The organism is Rathayibacter sp. SD072, assembly GCF_017355185.1.
In the GTDB taxonomy this organism is placed as follows: Bacteria; Actinomycetota; Actinomycetes; order Actinomycetales; family Microbacteriaceae; genus Rathayibacter.
Map to the genome: position 1 here is coordinate 14,455 of NZ_JADILJ010000008.1, position 14,484 is coordinate 28,938.

Sequence of the window (14,484 nt, forward strand, 5' to 3'; positions counted from 1 at the left end):
GAATCGACCCGTGAGCGGTGGCGGACAGACCCTGGTCGCCGCCCTCGAGCGGCACCAGATCGCGCTGTACCTGCTGGCCCTCGCGGTCGCCCTCGGCGTGGGAGCGCTGGTGCCGGCGGCCGAGGAGCTCGACGCGGCCGTGACTCCGGTGCTCGCCCTGCTGCTGTTCGCGACGTTCCTCGGCGTGCCGTTCGGCTCGGTGCTGCGGGCGTTGCGCGACCGCCGCTTCCTCGCCTCGGTGCTCGTGCTGAACTTCGGCGTCGTGCCCGCGGTCGTCTTCGTGCTCACCCGGCCGATCGCGGGCGAGCCCGCCCTGCTGATCGGGGTGCTGCTCGTGCTGCTGACGCCCTGCATCGACTACGTGATCGTGTTCAGCGCTCTGGCGGGAGGGGCGTCGGCCCGGCTGCTCGCCGCCGCGCCGCTCCTGATGCTCGTGCAGATCCTCCTGCTGCCCCTGCTCCTGCTGCTCTTCCTCGGGCCGACCGGAGCGGCCGCGGTCGAGATCAGGCCGTTCGCCGAGGCCTTCGTGCTGCTGATCGTGCTGCCGCTGGCCGCGGCGGCGGGGCTGCAGCTGCTCGCCACCCGGTCGGCGCTCGGGCGGCGCCTCCGGGACGCGGTGCTGGGCTCGATGGTGCCGCTGATGGTCGCGACCCTGTTCACGGTGGTCGCGTCCCAGGCCGGAGCCGTCGCCGACGCCCTGCCGCGGCTCGGGCTGCTCGCGCTGCTGTACGCGGCCTTCGTCGTGATCATGACCGCGCTCGGTGCGGGGGCGGGTCGGGTCGCCCGTCTGGACGTGCCCGCGCGTCGCGCCCTGCTGTTCAGCGGAGTCACCCGCAACTCGCTGGTGGTGCTGCCGCTCGCGCTGGCGCTGCCTCCTGCGCTGTCGGTGGCGCCGGTCGTCGTGGTCACGCAGACGCTCGTGGAGCTGATCGCGATGGTGCTGCTGGTGCGGATCGTGCCGCGTGTGATCCCGGAGCGCTGACTGCGGAGCGCCGACCCCGCGCGGACCCGCGCGCCGGCCGCGGAGGCCCGCGCGCCCGCGGAGGATCCCGCGCCGTGCGGCGGCCTGTCAACCTCCGTCCCTTCCGCGACGTCCCGCCCTACCGTCGAAGGCGAGGACGCCCCTACGTCCTCGCGCCGGTTCCCGCATGCTCCGGCGCGAGCAGCCAGCATCGGAGGATCCCCGTGGCCCAGACCAGCACCGAGCGCGAGCGCACCGCGCCCGACCCCGACGACACCCGCAAGCCCGACGACCCCACCGACGTCACCAAGCGCTCCTGGGGCTACGTCCTCAAGAAGACGCTGCGCGAGTTCGGGGCCGATCAGTGCACCGACCTCGCCGCGGCACTCACCTACTACGCGGTCCTCGCGCTGTTCCCGGGCCTGCTGGCCGTGGTGTCGATCCTGGGCCTCTTCGGCCAGGCCGAGACGACCACCGACACGGTCCTCGACATCCTCGGCGGATTCGCGTCGCCCGAGGTGCTCGACACGATCCGCGGCCCGGTGCAGGAGCTGACCTCCTCCCCGGCCGCCGGTGTCGCGTTCGTGACCGGTCTGCTGGGCGCCCTGTGGTCCGCCTCCGGCTACGTCGGCGCGTTCGGCCGCGCCATGAACCGCGTCTACGAGATCGACGAGGGCCGGCCGGTCTGGAAGCTGCGCCCGACGATGCTCGGCATCACCCTCTTCACCGTCGCGCTGCTCGTGATCGCGGGGCTGCTCCTGGTGCTCAGCGGCCCGGTCGCGGAGACGATCGGCGAGGCGATCGGCCTCGGCGAGGTCGCGCTCACCGTGTGGAGCATCGTGAAATGGCCCGTGCTCATCGCGCTGATGATCGTCATCATCGCGGTGCTCTACCACTGGTCGCCCAACGTGAAGCAGCCGAAGTTCCGCTGGACCAGCCTGGGTTCGATCCTCGCGCTCGTGGTGTGGGCGCTCGCGTCCGCCGGCTTCGCGTTCTACGTCGCCAACTTCGGCAACTACAACAAGACCTACGGCGCCCTCGGTGGCGTGATCGTCTTCCTCCTGTGGATCTGGATCACGAACCTCGCACTGCTCTTCGGGGCCGAGTTCGACGCCGAGCTCGAGCGCGGCCGCCAGCTGCAGGCGGGCATCGAGGCGGAGGAGCACATCCAGCTCCCGCCGCGCGACACCCGCTCCAGCGACAAGAAGGCCGAGAAGCACGCCGAGGACGTCGCCGACGGCCGCAAGCTCCGCGAGACCGCGGGGCGCGAGGGCGGCTGACTCCGGATCGGGCGGGAGCGCCGCCGACGCCGCTCGCGTAGCGTCGGACGGTGACCTCGCCCGATCGCCGCACCCTGGACCGCAGGATCCTGCGGCTCGCCGTGCCCGCGCTCGGCTCCCTCGTCGCCGAGCCGCTGTTCCTCCTCACCGACTCGGCGCTGGTCGGGCACCTCGGCGCGGTGCCGCTGGCGGGCCTCGCACTCGGCGCGGCGGTGCTGCAGACGGTCGTCGGGCTGATGGTGTTCCTCGCCTACAGCACGACTCCCCGGGTCGGCCGAGCCCTCGGCGAGGGCGACGAGCGCCGAGCGGTCGCGGCCGGGATCGACGGCGGCTGGCTCGCGCTGGCGCTCGGAGCCGTGCTCGCGGTGGCCGGCGCGGTGAGCGCCCCGGCCGTCATCGGCCTCTTCGGAGGCGAGCCCGCCGTCACGGAGGCGGGCGTGCGCTACCTCGCCGTCAGCATGGCCGGGATCCCCGCGATGCTCGGCGTCTTCGCGCTCACGGGCCTGCTCCGGGGCTTCCAGGACACCCGCACTCCGCTCGTCATCGCGGTGGCCGGATTCGCGCTCAACGCGGGCCTGAACGCCGTGCTGATCTACCCGGCGGGCCTGGGGATAACCGGGTCCGCTCTGGGGACGGTCATCGCCCAGTGGGCCATGTTCGCCGCCTACGCGCTGATCGCGGCGCGGCTCGCGCGGCGGGTCGGCGCACCGCTGCGTCCCCACCTCGGGGGCGTTCTCGGCTCCGCGGGGTCGGGCGGGTGGATGCTGCTGCGCACCGCGAGCCTCCGGGCCGCGATCCTGCTCGCCGTGGCCGTCGCCGGCTCCCTCGGGGCGGAGGAGCTCGGCGCGTTCCAGGTGGCGATGACGCTCTTCAGCGCGGTCGCGTTCGCCCTCGACGCCGTCGCGATCGCCGCGCAGGCGCTGCTCGGACGGCTGCTCGGAGCGGGCGATCGCGCACAGGCCCGCGCGGTCACGAAACGCTGTGTGACCTGGGGAATCGGCGCCGGTCTCGTGCTGGGCGCGGTGGTCGCGGGACTGAGCGGAGTGCTGCCGTTCGCCTTCTCGAGCGACCCGGAGGTGCTGCGGCTGCTGCCCGCGCTGATCGCGGTGGTCGGCGTCACCGCTCCGCTGGGGGGCTACGTGTTCGTACTCGACGGGGTCCTGATCGGCGCCGGGGACGGCCGCTACCTCGCCCTCAGCGGGCTCGTGAACCTGGCCGTGTTCGTGCCGCTGGCCGCCCTGGCGTCCTCGGCGCCGGCGGACGGGCGCCTGCTGGCGCTCTGGATCGCCTTCGCCGTGGGCTACCTGGGGGCCCGTGCGCTGACCCTCGGACTGCGCGTCCGGGGCGAGGCGTGGCTCCGCTGAGCGCTCGAACGAAGTTTCGAACAGGCTGTGGAGAACCCTGTGGACAACTCCGGCGGGGAGGCCCGGATCAGCGCGGCGCCGCGCTCGTGTTCCCGCGGTGGAAGACCGCGTGGAAGCACACCGGAGCCGCCTCGTCGCCCGCGAGCAGCGCCAGCGCCGCTCGTCCCGCCGCCCGTCCCTTCTCGACCGCCGGCTGCACCATGGTCGTGAGGTCGTAGCCCGCCGCGAGCCCCGGCACCTGCACTCCGTCGAAGCCGACGACCGACACGTCCTCCGGCACCCGCAGCCCCAGCTGCTCGGCGGCCAGGATCACGCCCGCCGCCAGCAGATCGCTCTGGGCGAGGACCGCGGTCGGCGGCTCCGGCACATCGAGCAGCACCCGCCCGGCGGCCACCCCCTCGTCGACCGTGCTGGCCGACGCCGCCACGGCCTCGAGCCCGTCGAACACGTCGCGCGCCCCGAGCAGCCGCTCGACGGCCGTGATGCTCGAGCTCGAGCGCCAGTCGTCCGGCACGGGCCCGCGGCGGCGGTCCTTCGAGAACGGGAGCGTCACCGTCGCCGGGCGCTCGTGCCCGAGGTCGCGGAGGTGCTCGGCCAGGGCACGCGTGGCGTCGCGGTTGTCGAGGGTGACGATCGCCGAGCCGAACTCGGACACCCCCTCCACCACCACGACCGGGACACGACGGCGCTGCAGCAGCGCCACCGACTCGTCGACGGTCGGGCTGCAGCCGATCAGGATCATGGCGTCGACGGGCGCCGTCGCCATCAGCCCCGACCCGTCGCCGGTCTCGGTGAGCAGCAGGATCCCGGCGTCCGCGCCGCCCAGCACGTCGGCGATGCCGTCGAGCATCGCGATCTTGATCGGATCGCGGAACGCGTGCAGCACGCGCTCGTCGACGACGACGCCGACGATGCCCGAGCGGCCGCGGCGGAGCGACTGCGCGCGCGGATCCGGACCGGCGTAGTCGAGGTCGGCCGCCGCCTTCAGCACCCGCTCGCGGGTCGAGGCCGAGACGGGGCCGGCGCCGCTGAACACGAGCGAGGCGGTCGAGGCCGAGACTCCGGCGAGGCTCGCCACCCGGGCCAGCGTCGGACGTCCGGGGCGCTCCTCGGCGCGGGGCTTCTGCGACTCCACGATCCTCCTCGACTCCACCGCCGCGACCGTGTCCTTGACCGTCCCGCAGGTTCTGGATAGCTTAGTCCGGCCCGGCTCGAATCGATTCGACAGGGCCCACGTCCCGCTTCGCGGGCCCGAGACGCCGCAGCGGGCACTCGGGCCGCGCCCGCTCCAGGAACACGATCATGACCAGCACCTCCGACCTCACCCGCCGACAGCTCGTCGCGTGGCGCAACGCCGTCTTCACGATCTTCGTGCTGAGCGGTCTCGCCGTCGCGACCTGGGTGTCGCGCACCCCCGCGATCCGCGACGCGCTGGGCCTCAGCACCGCCGACGTCGGCGTGCTGATCCTGGCGATGTCGATCGGCGCGATCGTCGGCCTGGCGCTCTCGACGGCGATCATGTCGATGCTCGGCGCCCGACGCGGCATGGTCGCGGGCCTCACCGTGTGCGCCTCGGGAGTCGCGATCCTCGGCGTCGCCGCCGACTCGCTCGGCACCCTCCCCCTCGCCTTCGCGGGCATGGCGCTGCTCGGCTTCGGCAACGGCGCGGTCGACGTGATGATGAACGTGGAGGGAGCCGCGAACGAGAAGGCCTTCGGCACGACCCTCCTCCCGCTCTTCCACGCCTTCTTCAGCCTCGGCACCGTCGCGGGCGCGCTGATCGGCGCCGCGGCCTCCGCCCTCGGCATCCCCGTGGCCGCGCACCTCGTCGGCGTCGCCGTGGTCATCGTCGCGACCGTCCTCGTCGCGATCCGCTCCGTGCCCGTGCGCACCGATCTCGACACGCAGGGCGTCGCCACCGCGAAGGCGCCGGTGCGCGAGCGCGTGGCCGCCTCGCTCGGCGTCTGGCGCGATCCGCGCCTGGTCTTCATCGGCCTGATCATGCTCGGCATGGCCTTCGCCGAGGGGTCGGCGAACGACTGGATGACGCTGGCGATGGTCGACGGCCACGGCACCGACCAGACCACGGCCGCCGTCGTCTTCGGGGTCTTCGTGGCCGCGATGACGGTCGGCCGCGTGATCGGCGGGCCCGTGCTCGACCGCTTCGGCCGCGTGCCGGTGCTGCGCGCCTCCGCGCTGCTGGCCGTGGTGGGCATCCTGCTCTTCATCCTCGCTCCCGTCGACGCGCTGGTGATCGCCGGAGCCGTCGCCTGGGGCCTGGGCTGCTCGCTCGGCTTCCCCGTGGGCATGTCGGCCGCCGCGGAGGGCGCCCACTCGGCCGCCCGGGTCAGCGCGGTCGCGATGCTCGGCTACGTCGCCTTCCTCGTGGGACCGCCCGCGATCGGCTTCCTCGGCGAGCACTTCGGCCTCCTGAACGCCCTCTTCCTGGTGCTGACGCTCGTGGTCGTCGCCGGCCTCGCCTCCCCCGCGGCTCGTCCCGCGCGCGTGACGGAGTCCGCATGACCACCCCGAGCCCCGAGCCCTGCCGGGTCGCCCTGGTCACCGGGGCGAACCACGGCATCGGAGCCGCGATCGCCGAGCGCCTCGCGGCCGACGGCCTCGCCGTGCTGGTCGCGTTCCTCGCCGAGGACCTGCCCGAGTACGAGCCCGAGCGCCAGCGCCGCGCCCACGCGAGCGACGGCGAGAGGGTAGCCGAGCGGATCCGCGCCGCGGGCGGGCGGGCGATCGCCGTCTCGGCCGACCTGCGCGACGCCGCCTCGGCCGCCGCGCTGTTCGACGCCGCGGAGCAGGCGCTCGGCCCGGTCGACGTGCTCGTCAACAACGCGACCGGATCGGTCATCGACACCTTCCGCGCCCGCGAGAGCGACTGGATGGGGCGCCCGCAGCGCCGGGTCGACGCCGCGAGCATCGACGCCGTCCTCTCGGTCGACGCCCGCGCCGCCGCCCTGCTGATCTCGGAGCTCGCCGCGCGGCTCGAGGCCCGCGGCGGCCACGGCGGCCGCATCGTCTCGCTCACCTCCGGCGGCGAGCGGGGCTTCCCCGGCGAGGTCTCCTACGGAGCCGCCAAGGCCGCCCTCGTGAACTACACGATCTCGGCGTCGCTCGAGCTGAGCCCCCTGGGCATCACGGCCAACGCCGTCCACCCGCCCGTCACCGACACGGGCTGGGTGACCGACGACGTCCGCGAGGCCGTCGCCGCGAACGACTCGTTCTTCGACGTCGCCGAGCCGGAGGAGGTCGGCGACCTCGTCTCGTACCTCGTGTCCCCGGCCGGCCGGCGCGTCACCGGCAACGTCGTCCGCATGGCCTGAACCCCGAGCGGCCGCCCGCGCCCGCGTCTATCCTCGACGGGTGCGTCTCGTCATCGCGCGCTGCTCCGTCGACTACACCGGCCGTCTCAGCGCCCACCTCCCCCTCGCCACCCGACTGCTGCTGGTCAAGGCCGACGGCAGCGTGCTCGTCCACTCCGACGGCGGCTCCTACAAGCCGCTGAACTGGATGAGCCCGCCGTGCACGCTGATCTCCACGGAGCCGGACGAGACCGCCCGGGAGTCGGGCGTCGTCGAGCAGTGGACGGTCGCGCACAAGAAGACAGGAGACGCCCTCGTCGTCTCGATCCACGAGGTGCTGCACGACTCCGCCCACGAACTGGGCGTGGATCCGGGTCTGGTGAAGGACGGAGTGGAGGCGCACCTGCAGCGCCTGCTCGCCGAGCAGATCGATCTCCTCGGCGACGGTCACACCCTCGTCCGCCGCGAGTACATGACCGCTATCGGCCCCGTCGACATCCTCGCGAGGGATTCCCGCGGAGCGAGTGTGGCGGTCGAGATCAAGCGCCGCGGAGACATCGACGGAGTCGAGCAGCTCACCCGCTATCTCGAGCTGATGAATCGCGATCCCCATCTCGCGCCCGTCACCGGAGTGTTCGCCGCGCAGGAGATCAAGCCGCAGGCGCGGACTCTGGCGCAGGACCGCGGTATCCGCTGCGTCGTCCTCGATTACGAGTCCATGCGCGGCGTGGACGATTCGCACACCCGATTGTTCTAGCGTTCACGGGAAAGGCCCCCGCGGGATTCCGCGGGGGCCTTCACCGTTCGAGCGGGACGCTCTACTTGTTGGCGGCGGCGTACGCCGCCTGGACCTCGGCCGGGATGCGGCCACGGTCGGACACCTGGTGCCCGTTGGCGTTCGCCCACTCGCGGATCGCCTTGAGCTGCTTGGGGTCGCTCTTGGACGCCGAGGCGACGGAGGAGGCGGCCGCGGGGCGGGAGCCGACCCGACGGGCGCTGGAGACGAACTTCTCGAGAGCGGAGTGCAGAGCCTCGATGTTGTCGGGGCCGAGATCGATCTCGTAGTTGGCACCGTCGATGCTGAAGCGGACGGTTCCGCCTTCTCCGGAATCGATGGGCGTTCCGTCGATGTCGTCGACGAGAGTGATCTTCTGAGCCACTTTTCCTCCTGTTAAGTACTGGACGAGAGAAGACATTACCCCCTTTCTCCCGAGCAGAGATCATTCTCGGTGATGATTCGAGCCCGTCGCGCTCTTTATCCGGTCCCTTGTCGCGAAGAATCGCCGCAATAGCGTACTCCCACGACTTGCACAGCAATCGTCGGACACTGCATTCGTCGGTGACGGCATTCCTCTCAGAGGACGACTTCACGACGGGGGATTCATGCGGGAAAGGCGCCGATCAGAACCGATCCGCCGATTCGGAGTGCGAAGCGATCCCGGATAGCGTGAGAGGCATGGCACGGAGAGTCGGACCCCCCGCCCGCCCGGCACGGCCCGGGCCCTACCGCAACGCCCCGGCGCGCGAGGCTCTGGAGGCACTGGTCGCCGCTCCGTCCACGGAGGCCGTCGATCGCCTCCTCACCGCCTGCCTCGAGGGCTCGCTCGTGGTCGACGTCACGGGCTCGCAGCCCGGAGGCGTGCCGCACGTGCGGACGGTCGCGACGACGACCGGCGAGCAGGTGCTCCCGCTCTTCACCTCGACCGACGAGGTCCGCACCGCGATCCCGCGCCAGCAGCACCCCCGCGTGCAGATGCTGGTGCTGCCCGGGCGCGAGGCGTTCGCGCTCATCCGCACCGCCGACTTCGTCGCCGTGCAGCTCGACGCCGGCTCGATCGCCCAGGTCGTGACCCGCTCGTTCATCGAGAACGCACTCGAGAGCACCGAGCGCCCGTAGAGTGTTCTCCCCCGACGGGGCAGCGTCGGCGTCCCCCGCGTCACCCGAGGTCAGGAGCCCCGCCATGTCCGACACGACACTCGCCCCGACCGGCCTCGGCGAACGCGCCGGAACCTGGACCTGCATCCTCTTCGACCTCGACGGCACGATCACCGACTCGGCGCCCGGCATCACCGGGACGCTCGTCGACACCTTCGTCGAGCTGGGCCGCCCCGTCCCCACCCCCGTCGAGCTCCTGGCCTACGTCGGCCCGCCCCTGCTCGACGCGTTCCGCGCGCTCGGCGGGATGAGCGCCGAGGAGGCGCAGGCCGCCCTCGCCGTGTACCGCCGCCGCTACAACGCCGGCGGTCTCTTCGACTCCTCCGTCTACCCCGGCGTCCCCGACGTCCTCGCCCGCATCGCCGAGGCGGGCGTGCCCCTGTCGCTGGCGACGTCGAAGCCGGAGTCGGCCGCGCGCCGGGTCCTCGAGCACTACGGTCTCGCGCAGTACTTCACGGTCATCTGCGGCGCCTCGGAGGACGAGGTTCGCAGCGCCAAGGCCGACGTCGTCGAGGAGGCGCTCCGCCGCCTCCGCGAGCTCGACGTCGACCTCTCGGCGCCGGTCATGGTCGGCGACCGCGAGCACGACGTGCACGGCGCCGCGGCGCACGGGATCCCGACGATCATGGTCGAGTGGGGCTACGGGTCCCCCGCCGAGGCGGCCGGCACGGTGGCCGTGGTGTCCGAGGCGGAGGAGCTCGCGACCCTCCTGCTCCCGTGAGCCCGGTACGATGAGGGAATGACTGGTCTGGGCGTCGTCCTCGCGTTCGCGCTGTTCCTCGGCGGGATCCTCGCCCTCGGGAACGCCTTCCTGTTCCCCGAGCTGGCCGGGTTCATCTTCTTCGGCGGCATCGCGGCGATCTCGCTGTCGCTGGCCGTCGCGTTCCACATCCTGCCGAAATCGCAGTAGCGGACCGGTCGGCTCAGCCGGTCCGTCCGTACCGGTCGCCTCTGCCCCCTCGGCCGGTCAGCCGAGCGTGCTCGCGTCGAGGTTGATCACGCGCCCGATGTAGACGGCCTCGCCGGCCCCCGCCACCTCCGTGTTCATCCGGAGCAGCTGCTGCACGGGGATCCCGAAGCGCTGCGCGATGTCGAAGAACGTGTCGCCCGCCACGACCGTGTAGCCGACGATCGCGCCCGCGCCGTTCGTGGTCGGCGTGCCGGTCGCTCCCGGAGCCGAGCCGAAGTCGGTCGCGAAGGCGGTCTCGGGGATCTCGGGAACGGGATTCGGAGTGATGGTCACGGTGACCTCCGGCTGCGGCACGAACACGGTGGCCGTGGCCTGTGGCAGCGCGGCGGTCACGGTGGGGTCGGGAGTCGGAGTCGCCTCCGCGAAGACCGTGACGGTGACCGTCGGGGTCGGGCTCGGCGCCGAGCAGCCGGTGAGCGCGAGGGCCGCGGCGAGCGCCAGCAGCGCGCCCCCGCTCCGTACCGCGTGGCTCCGTACCGCGTGGCTCCGTGCCGCGTGGCTCCGTGCCGATCCCGCCCGTGCTGCCCGCATGTGTCCCCGCCCCTCGTCGAGCCCCCGCCCCGGGCACTCGGGTCCACCCTAGGAGACGGGCGCCGGCGTCGGACGCGCCGCGTCCGGCTCAGGCGTGCGGCTCGGGCAGCATGCGCAGGCCGCCTCCGCCGTTCGCCGCGTCCATGAGCAGCTCGACCCAGGCCGGGTTGATCGTCGGCTGGCGGCTGCCCGCGAAGTGGAACTGCAGAGCGATGTTGGGGTTCATCCAGAAGGAGTGGCGGCCGCGGGCACCCTCGGGCATGGCGTCGAGGGTGAGCGGGAAGCGCTCGTCGCGGCGGAACTTGGCGTAGATCACGATCTGGAGATGAGCCAGGGTCCGGTCCTCGATCTCGATGACGGCCGGCGGCGTGCCGTAGAGGAATTGACCCATGGCCTCAGCCTATCTCTAGACAGACTTTCTACTAGAGAATCTAGCTAACTCTCGGAATGCGGCTGATCGGCGTCCTCATCCTCGATCTCGGCGTCGATCTCGTCGACCGCGGAGCTCATCCGGCGGAGGAAGTTGACGACGACCTCGGCCTCGCCGGCCTCGAGGCCCTCGGCGATCTCGAGCATGCGCCGGTGCATGTGCTCGAGCGTCTCGCGCACCTCGCGGTCGCTGTCCACGGTGGCCTCGACGACGATGCCGCGCCGGTCGGTGGGGTGCGGCTTCCGCACGAGGTGGCCGCTGCGGACGAGCCGGTCGATCAGCACGGTGGTCGAGGCGGAGGAGATGGAGAGGTGCGCAGCGAGGTCCTTCGCGCTCACGATCTCGTCGCTCCGCTGGCGCCGCAGGAGGTACTGGATGGCGATCAGATCGGTCTCGCCCATCGCCATCTTCTCGCGGGTGCGGCGGCGCATCGCCACCTCCGAGACGCGGTAGGTGCGCATCGCGCTGAGCACCTCGACGGCGCGCCGGGTGGAGGACTCGTCGGGATACCAGTACCCGGCGCCGCTCCTCTGGGTCGTCTCGCTCATCCGGCCATCCTAGACGCGCGTGCTATCAGAGCCTCTAGCGATCCGGACCGACCTCCCGGCGCCGCCTACGCTGGACCGGTGACCGCCACCCTCGTCGCCAAGGGCCTCTCCGGAGGCTATGCGCACCGCACCCTGTTCGACGGACTCGACCTCACGGTCGCCCCCGGGGACGTGGTCGGCGTCGTGGGAGCGAACGGAGCCGGCAAGTCCACCCTGCTGCGCATCCTCGCGGGCGAGACCGCTCCGCTGGACGGCCGGGTCGTGCTGGCCCCGGGCGACGCGTTCGTCGGCTGGCTGCCCCAGGAGCACGAGCGGCGCGAGGGCGAGACCGTCTCGGCGTACCTGGCCCGCCGCACGGGCTGCGCCGAGGCGTCGGCCGAGCTGGACGCGGCCGCCTCCGCTCTCGCCGACCCCGATCCGGACGGCAGCATCGCCGACCGCTACGCCCTCGCGCTCGACCGCTGGCTCGCGAGCGGCGCGGCCGACCTCGACGAGCGGACCCCCGTGGTCCTCGCCGACCTCGGCCTCGCACTGGGGCAGGGCGGAGTGGCGGCCTCCTCCCTCATGACCTCCCTGTCGGGCGGGCAGGCGGCGCGCGTGGGACTCGCAGCGCTCCTCCTGTCGCGGTTCGACGTCGTGCTGCTGGACGAGCCGACGAACGACCTCGACCTCGACGGGCTCGAGCGCCTCGAGGCGTTCGTCCGCGGCCTGCGCGGAGGGGTCGTGCTGGTCAGCCACGACCGGGAGTTCCTGCGCCGCAGCGTCACGCGCGTGCTCGAGCTCGATCTCGCGCAGGGCACCACGACCGTGTTCGGCGGCGGCTACGAGTCGTACCTCGAGGAGCGCGAGACCGCGCGCCGCCAGCGCCGCGAGAAGTACGAGGACTTCGCGGAGCAGAAGTCCGACCTGGTCTCGCGGGCCCGCACGCAGCGCGAGTGGTCGAGTCAGGGCGTCCGGAACGCGATGAAGAAGGCGCCCGACAACGACAAGATCCGGCGCAAGGCGTCGTCGGAGTCGAGCGAGAAGCAGGCGCAGAAGGTGCGCCAGATGGAGAGCCGCATCGCGCGCCTCGAGGAGGTCGAGGAGCCGCGCAAGGAGTGGCAGCTGGCCTTCACGATCGGCACGGCGCCGCGCTCGAGCTCGGTCGTGTCGACGCTGAGCGGAGCGGTCGCGCGCCGCGGCTCCTTCACGCTCGGCCCCGTCTCGCTGCAGGTCGACGCGGGGGACCGGATCGGGATCACCGGACCCAACGGCGCCGGCAAGTCGACCCTCCTGTCGCTGCTGCTCGGCCGCGCCGCGCCCGAGGACGGGTCGGCCTCGCTCGGCACCAGCGTCGCGATCGGCGAGATCGACCAGGCGAGGGCGATGCTCGCCTCCGACGCACCGCTCGCCGACGCCTTCGAGGCGCTCGTTCCGGAGTACCCGACCGCCGAGGTGCGCACACTGCTGGCGAAGTTCGGGCTGAAGGCGGACCACGTGGGACGGCCGGTGGGCGAGCTGTCGCCCGGCGAGCGCACCCGCGCGGCGCTGGCGCTGCTCCAGGCGCGCGGCACGAACCTGCTGGTGCTCGACGAGCCGACGAACCACCTCGACCTGCCGGCGATCGAGCAGCTCGAGCAGGCCCTGGAGTCGTACGAGGGCACGCTGCTGCTGGTCACCCACGACCGGCGCATGCTCGAGACGGTGCAGCTGAACCGGCAGTGGCGGGTCGAGGGCGGCGTGGTGACGGAGGCGTAGCCCCGCCCCGCCCCGCTCCACACCACTCCTCGAAAGTCGTCGTACTCGAGCTCGAGTACGACGACTCTTGGACACTGGTTTCCGGCCGAAGAAGCGAGTCCTCAAAAGTTGTCGTACTCGGCACTCGAGTACGACAACTTTTGAGGAGTGGAACTGGACCCGGTTCGCGGGGCGGGCAGGTGCGGCATCACAGCGACGCCGCTCGCGCCTCCAGCAGCGCGCGCGTACGGTCGTTGCCGGCCAGGGCGGCGGCCGTCGCGAACTCCGAGCGCGCCTCCTCCCTCCGGTCCAGGCGCGCGAGCAGCTCCCCCCGCACGCTCGGCAGCAGGTGCGATCCCCGCAGCGCCCCCTCCGACGCCAGACGGTCGACGATCAGCAGGGCCGACGCGGGACCCGTCGCCATCGACACCGCCACCGCGCGGTTGAGCTCCACGACGGGGCTCGGAGCGATGCGCCCCAGCACCTCGTAGAGCAGCGCGATCCGCTCCCATTCGGTCGCGGCGACGCTCGGGGCGACGGCGTGGCACTCGGCGATCGCCGCCTGCAGCGCGTAGGAGCCGCGGCCGCGGCCCAGCCGATCCGAGCGGAGCAGCGCCTCGCGGCCCCGAGTGATCTGCGCGCGGTCCCAGCGCGTGCGGTCCTGGTCCTCGAGCAGCACCGGAGTGCCGTCGGCCGCGGTGCGCGCGGCGAGGCGCGACGCCTGCAGCTCCATCAGGGCGAGCAGCCCCAGCACCTCCGGCTCGCGCGGCAGCAGGCCGGCGAGGACGCGGCCCAGCCGCAGCGCCTCCTGCGCCACCTCGCTCCGCACCCAGCGGTCGCCGGAGGTGGCGGCGTACCCCTCGGTGAAGATCAGGTAGACCACGCCGAGCACGGCGGAGAGCCGCCCCTTCCACTCCGCCGGCTCGGGAGTCTCGAACGGCACGTCGGCCGCGGCCAGCGACTTCTTCGCCCGGACGATGCGCTGCTGCACCGTCGCGACGGGTACGAGGAACAGCCGCGCGATCGCCTCGGCACTGAGGCCCCCGACCAGTCGCAGGGTCAGCGCGATGCTCGCCTCGCGCGAGAGCACCGGGTGGCACGCGACGAAGACGAGGCGGAGGACGTCGTCGCCGATCGGCTCCCACTCGTCCTCCGCGCCCTCCTGCAGGTCGTGGGCCAGCGCGCGGTACCGCTCGTCGAGCCGCTCGCGCCGCCGCCAGCCGTCGACCGCCCGGCGCTTCGCGACCGCGGTCAGCCACGCGCCCGGGTTCCGCGGCACCCCCGACTCCGGCCACTGCTTCAGCGCTTCGACGAGGGCCTCCTGGGCGAGGTCCTCGGCGAGGCCGACGTCGCCGGTCGTCCGCACGAGCGTCGCGACGATCCTGGCGCTCTCGATGCGCCAGACCGCGTCGACGGCCGCCCTGCTCGCGTCCATCG

General features: G+C 72.7%; 16 protein-coding genes. 10 read left to right on the top strand and 6 right to left on the bottom strand.

Annotated features, from left to right (window positions below; translation table 11 throughout):
- Positions 1-10: 10 nt before the first annotated feature.
- From IOC53_RS04940 to IOC53_RS04950, 3 genes are all read left to right on the top strand, one after another.
- A complete protein-coding gene (locus tag IOC53_RS04940) occupies positions 11-982 on the top strand; it encodes a bile acid:sodium symporter (RefSeq protein WP_207403261.1) in 972 nt (323 codons plus the stop codon).
- Positions 983-1,185: 203 nt separating this feature from the next.
- Positions 1,186-2,241 carry a YihY/virulence factor BrkB family protein gene (locus IOC53_RS04945; RefSeq protein ID WP_207403262.1) on the top strand — a complete coding sequence of 352 codons (1,056 nt, stop codon included), beginning with the start codon at positions 1,186-1,188 and terminating at the stop codon, positions 2,239-2,241.
- 50 nt (positions 2,242-2,291) lie between these two features.
- Positions 2,292-3,605, top strand: coding sequence for an MATE family efflux transporter (locus IOC53_RS04950; RefSeq protein ID WP_307786070.1), 1,314 nt, complete (start codon positions 2,292-2,294; stop codon positions 3,603-3,605).
- A gap of 67 nt (positions 3,606-3,672) precedes the next feature.
- On the opposite strand, the gene IOC53_RS04955 is transcribed toward IOC53_RS04950, so the two are convergent.
- Positions 3,673-4,740 (bottom strand): LacI family DNA-binding transcriptional regulator, encoded by a 1,068-nt coding sequence (locus IOC53_RS04955; protein WP_207403263.1) that lies wholly within the window; start codon positions 4,738-4,740, stop codon positions 3,673-3,675.
- Positions 4,741-4,907: 167 nt separating this feature from the next.
- Here IOC53_RS04955 and IOC53_RS04960 point away from each other — a divergent pair, with 167 nt between their 5' ends.
- The 3 genes from IOC53_RS04960 to nucS are packed head-to-tail and all read left to right on the top strand — an operon-like array spanning position 4,908 to position 7,673.
- Entirely contained in the window at positions 4,908-6,128 is a 1,221-nt protein-coding gene (locus IOC53_RS04960) for an MFS transporter (RefSeq protein WP_207403264.1), read from the top strand.
- Positions 6,125-6,937 (top strand): SDR family NAD(P)-dependent oxidoreductase, encoded by an 813-nt coding sequence (locus tag IOC53_RS04965; RefSeq protein ID WP_207403265.1) that lies wholly within the window; start codon positions 6,125-6,127, stop codon positions 6,935-6,937. Before IOC53_RS04960 ends, IOC53_RS04965 begins: the two co-directional genes overlap by 4 nt.
- Before the next feature lie 40 nt (positions 6,938-6,977).
- A complete protein-coding gene (gene nucS, locus IOC53_RS04970; RefSeq protein WP_207403266.1) occupies positions 6,978-7,673 on the top strand; it encodes an endonuclease NucS in 696 nt (231 codons plus the stop codon).
- 61 nt (positions 7,674-7,734) lie between these two features.
- Here the strand turns inward: nucS and IOC53_RS04975 are convergent, their stop codons facing one another.
- On the bottom strand, positions 7,735-8,112 hold the full coding sequence (locus IOC53_RS04975; RefSeq protein ID WP_242682941.1) for an Lsr2 family protein: 378 nt from the start codon (positions 8,110-8,112) through the stop codon (positions 7,735-7,737).
- A gap of 260 nt (positions 8,113-8,372) precedes the next feature.
- Between IOC53_RS04975 and IOC53_RS04980 the strand changes: the two genes are divergently transcribed.
- From IOC53_RS04980 to IOC53_RS04990, 3 genes are all read left to right on the top strand, one after another.
- The gene (locus tag IOC53_RS04980; RefSeq protein WP_207403267.1) at positions 8,373-8,813 is read left to right on the top strand and encodes an SseB family protein; all 441 of its coding nucleotides are present in this window, start codon (positions 8,373-8,375) and stop codon (positions 8,811-8,813) included.
- A gap of 64 nt (positions 8,814-8,877) precedes the next feature.
- Positions 8,878-9,573 carry an HAD hydrolase-like protein gene (locus IOC53_RS04985; RefSeq protein ID WP_207403268.1) on the top strand — a complete coding sequence of 232 codons (696 nt, stop codon included), beginning with the start codon at positions 8,878-8,880 and terminating at the stop codon, positions 9,571-9,573.
- Between the two features lie 18 nt (positions 9,574-9,591).
- Positions 9,592-9,762 carry a hypothetical protein gene (locus IOC53_RS04990; protein WP_207403269.1) on the top strand — a complete coding sequence of 57 codons (171 nt, stop codon included), beginning with the start codon at positions 9,592-9,594 and terminating at the stop codon, positions 9,760-9,762.
- Between the two features lie 57 nt (positions 9,763-9,819).
- Here IOC53_RS04990 and IOC53_RS04995 read toward each other — a convergent pair whose 3' ends face one another.
- The 3 genes from IOC53_RS04995 to IOC53_RS05005 form a co-directional block, all read right to left on the bottom strand.
- Positions 9,820-10,353, bottom strand: coding sequence for a LysM domain-containing protein (locus tag IOC53_RS04995; RefSeq protein ID WP_207403270.1), 534 nt, complete (start codon positions 10,351-10,353; stop codon positions 9,820-9,822).
- An 88-nt stretch (positions 10,354-10,441) separates the two neighbouring features.
- Positions 10,442-10,744 carry an ATP-dependent DNA ligase gene (locus IOC53_RS05000; RefSeq protein ID WP_207403271.1) on the bottom strand — a complete coding sequence of 101 codons (303 nt, stop codon included), beginning with the start codon at positions 10,742-10,744 and terminating at the stop codon, positions 10,442-10,444.
- A 44-nt stretch (positions 10,745-10,788) separates the two neighbouring features.
- On the bottom strand, positions 10,789-11,331 hold the full coding sequence (locus tag IOC53_RS05005) for a MarR family winged helix-turn-helix transcriptional regulator (RefSeq protein ID WP_207403272.1): 543 nt from the start codon (positions 11,329-11,331) through the stop codon (positions 10,789-10,791).
- Positions 11,332-11,409: 78 nt separating this feature from the next.
- Between IOC53_RS05005 and IOC53_RS05010 the strand changes: the two genes are divergently transcribed.
- A complete protein-coding gene (locus IOC53_RS05010; protein ID WP_207403273.1) occupies positions 11,410-13,068 on the top strand; it encodes an ABC-F family ATP-binding cassette domain-containing protein in 1,659 nt (552 codons plus the stop codon).
- Between the two features lie 187 nt (positions 13,069-13,255).
- Here the strand turns inward: IOC53_RS05010 and IOC53_RS05015 are convergent, their stop codons facing one another.
- Positions 13,256-14,482, bottom strand: coding sequence for an RNA polymerase sigma factor (locus tag IOC53_RS05015; RefSeq protein ID WP_207403274.1), 1,227 nt, complete (start codon positions 14,480-14,482; stop codon positions 13,256-13,258).
- Between the last annotated feature and the right edge of the window lie 2 nt (positions 14,483-14,484).

Coding starts and splice junctions, on each gene's coding strand:
- IOC53_RS04965 (WP_207403265.1), top strand. CDS start 6,125: ATGACCACCCCGAGCCCCGAGCCCTGCCGGGTCGCCCTGGTCACCGGG.
- IOC53_RS05005 (WP_207403272.1), bottom strand. CDS start 11,331: ATGAGCGAGACGACCCAGAGGAGCGGCGCCGGGTACTGGTATCCCGAC.
- IOC53_RS04960 (WP_207403264.1), top strand. CDS start 4,908: ATGACCAGCACCTCCGACCTCACCCGCCGACAGCTCGTCGCGTGGCGC.
- IOC53_RS04985 (WP_207403268.1), top strand. CDS start 8,878: ATGTCCGACACGACACTCGCCCCGACCGGCCTCGGCGAACGCGCCGGA.
- IOC53_RS04980 (WP_207403267.1), top strand. CDS start 8,373: ATGGCACGGAGAGTCGGACCCCCCGCCCGCCCGGCACGGCCCGGGCCC.
- IOC53_RS05015 (WP_207403274.1), bottom strand. CDS start 14,482: ATGGACGCGAGCAGGGCGGCCGTCGACGCGGTCTGGCGCATCGAGAGC.
- IOC53_RS04990 (WP_207403269.1), top strand. CDS start 9,592: ATGACTGGTCTGGGCGTCGTCCTCGCGTTCGCGCTGTTCCTCGGCGGG.
- IOC53_RS04975 (WP_242682941.1), bottom strand. CDS start 8,112: ATGTCTTCTCTCGTCCAGTACTTAACAGGAGGAAAAGTGGCTCAGAAG.
- IOC53_RS04995 (WP_207403270.1), bottom strand. CDS start 10,353: ATGCGGGCAGCACGGGCGGGATCGGCACGGAGCCACGCGGCACGGAGC.
- IOC53_RS05000 (WP_207403271.1), bottom strand. CDS start 10,744: ATGGGTCAATTCCTCTACGGCACGCCGCCGGCCGTCATCGAGATCGAG.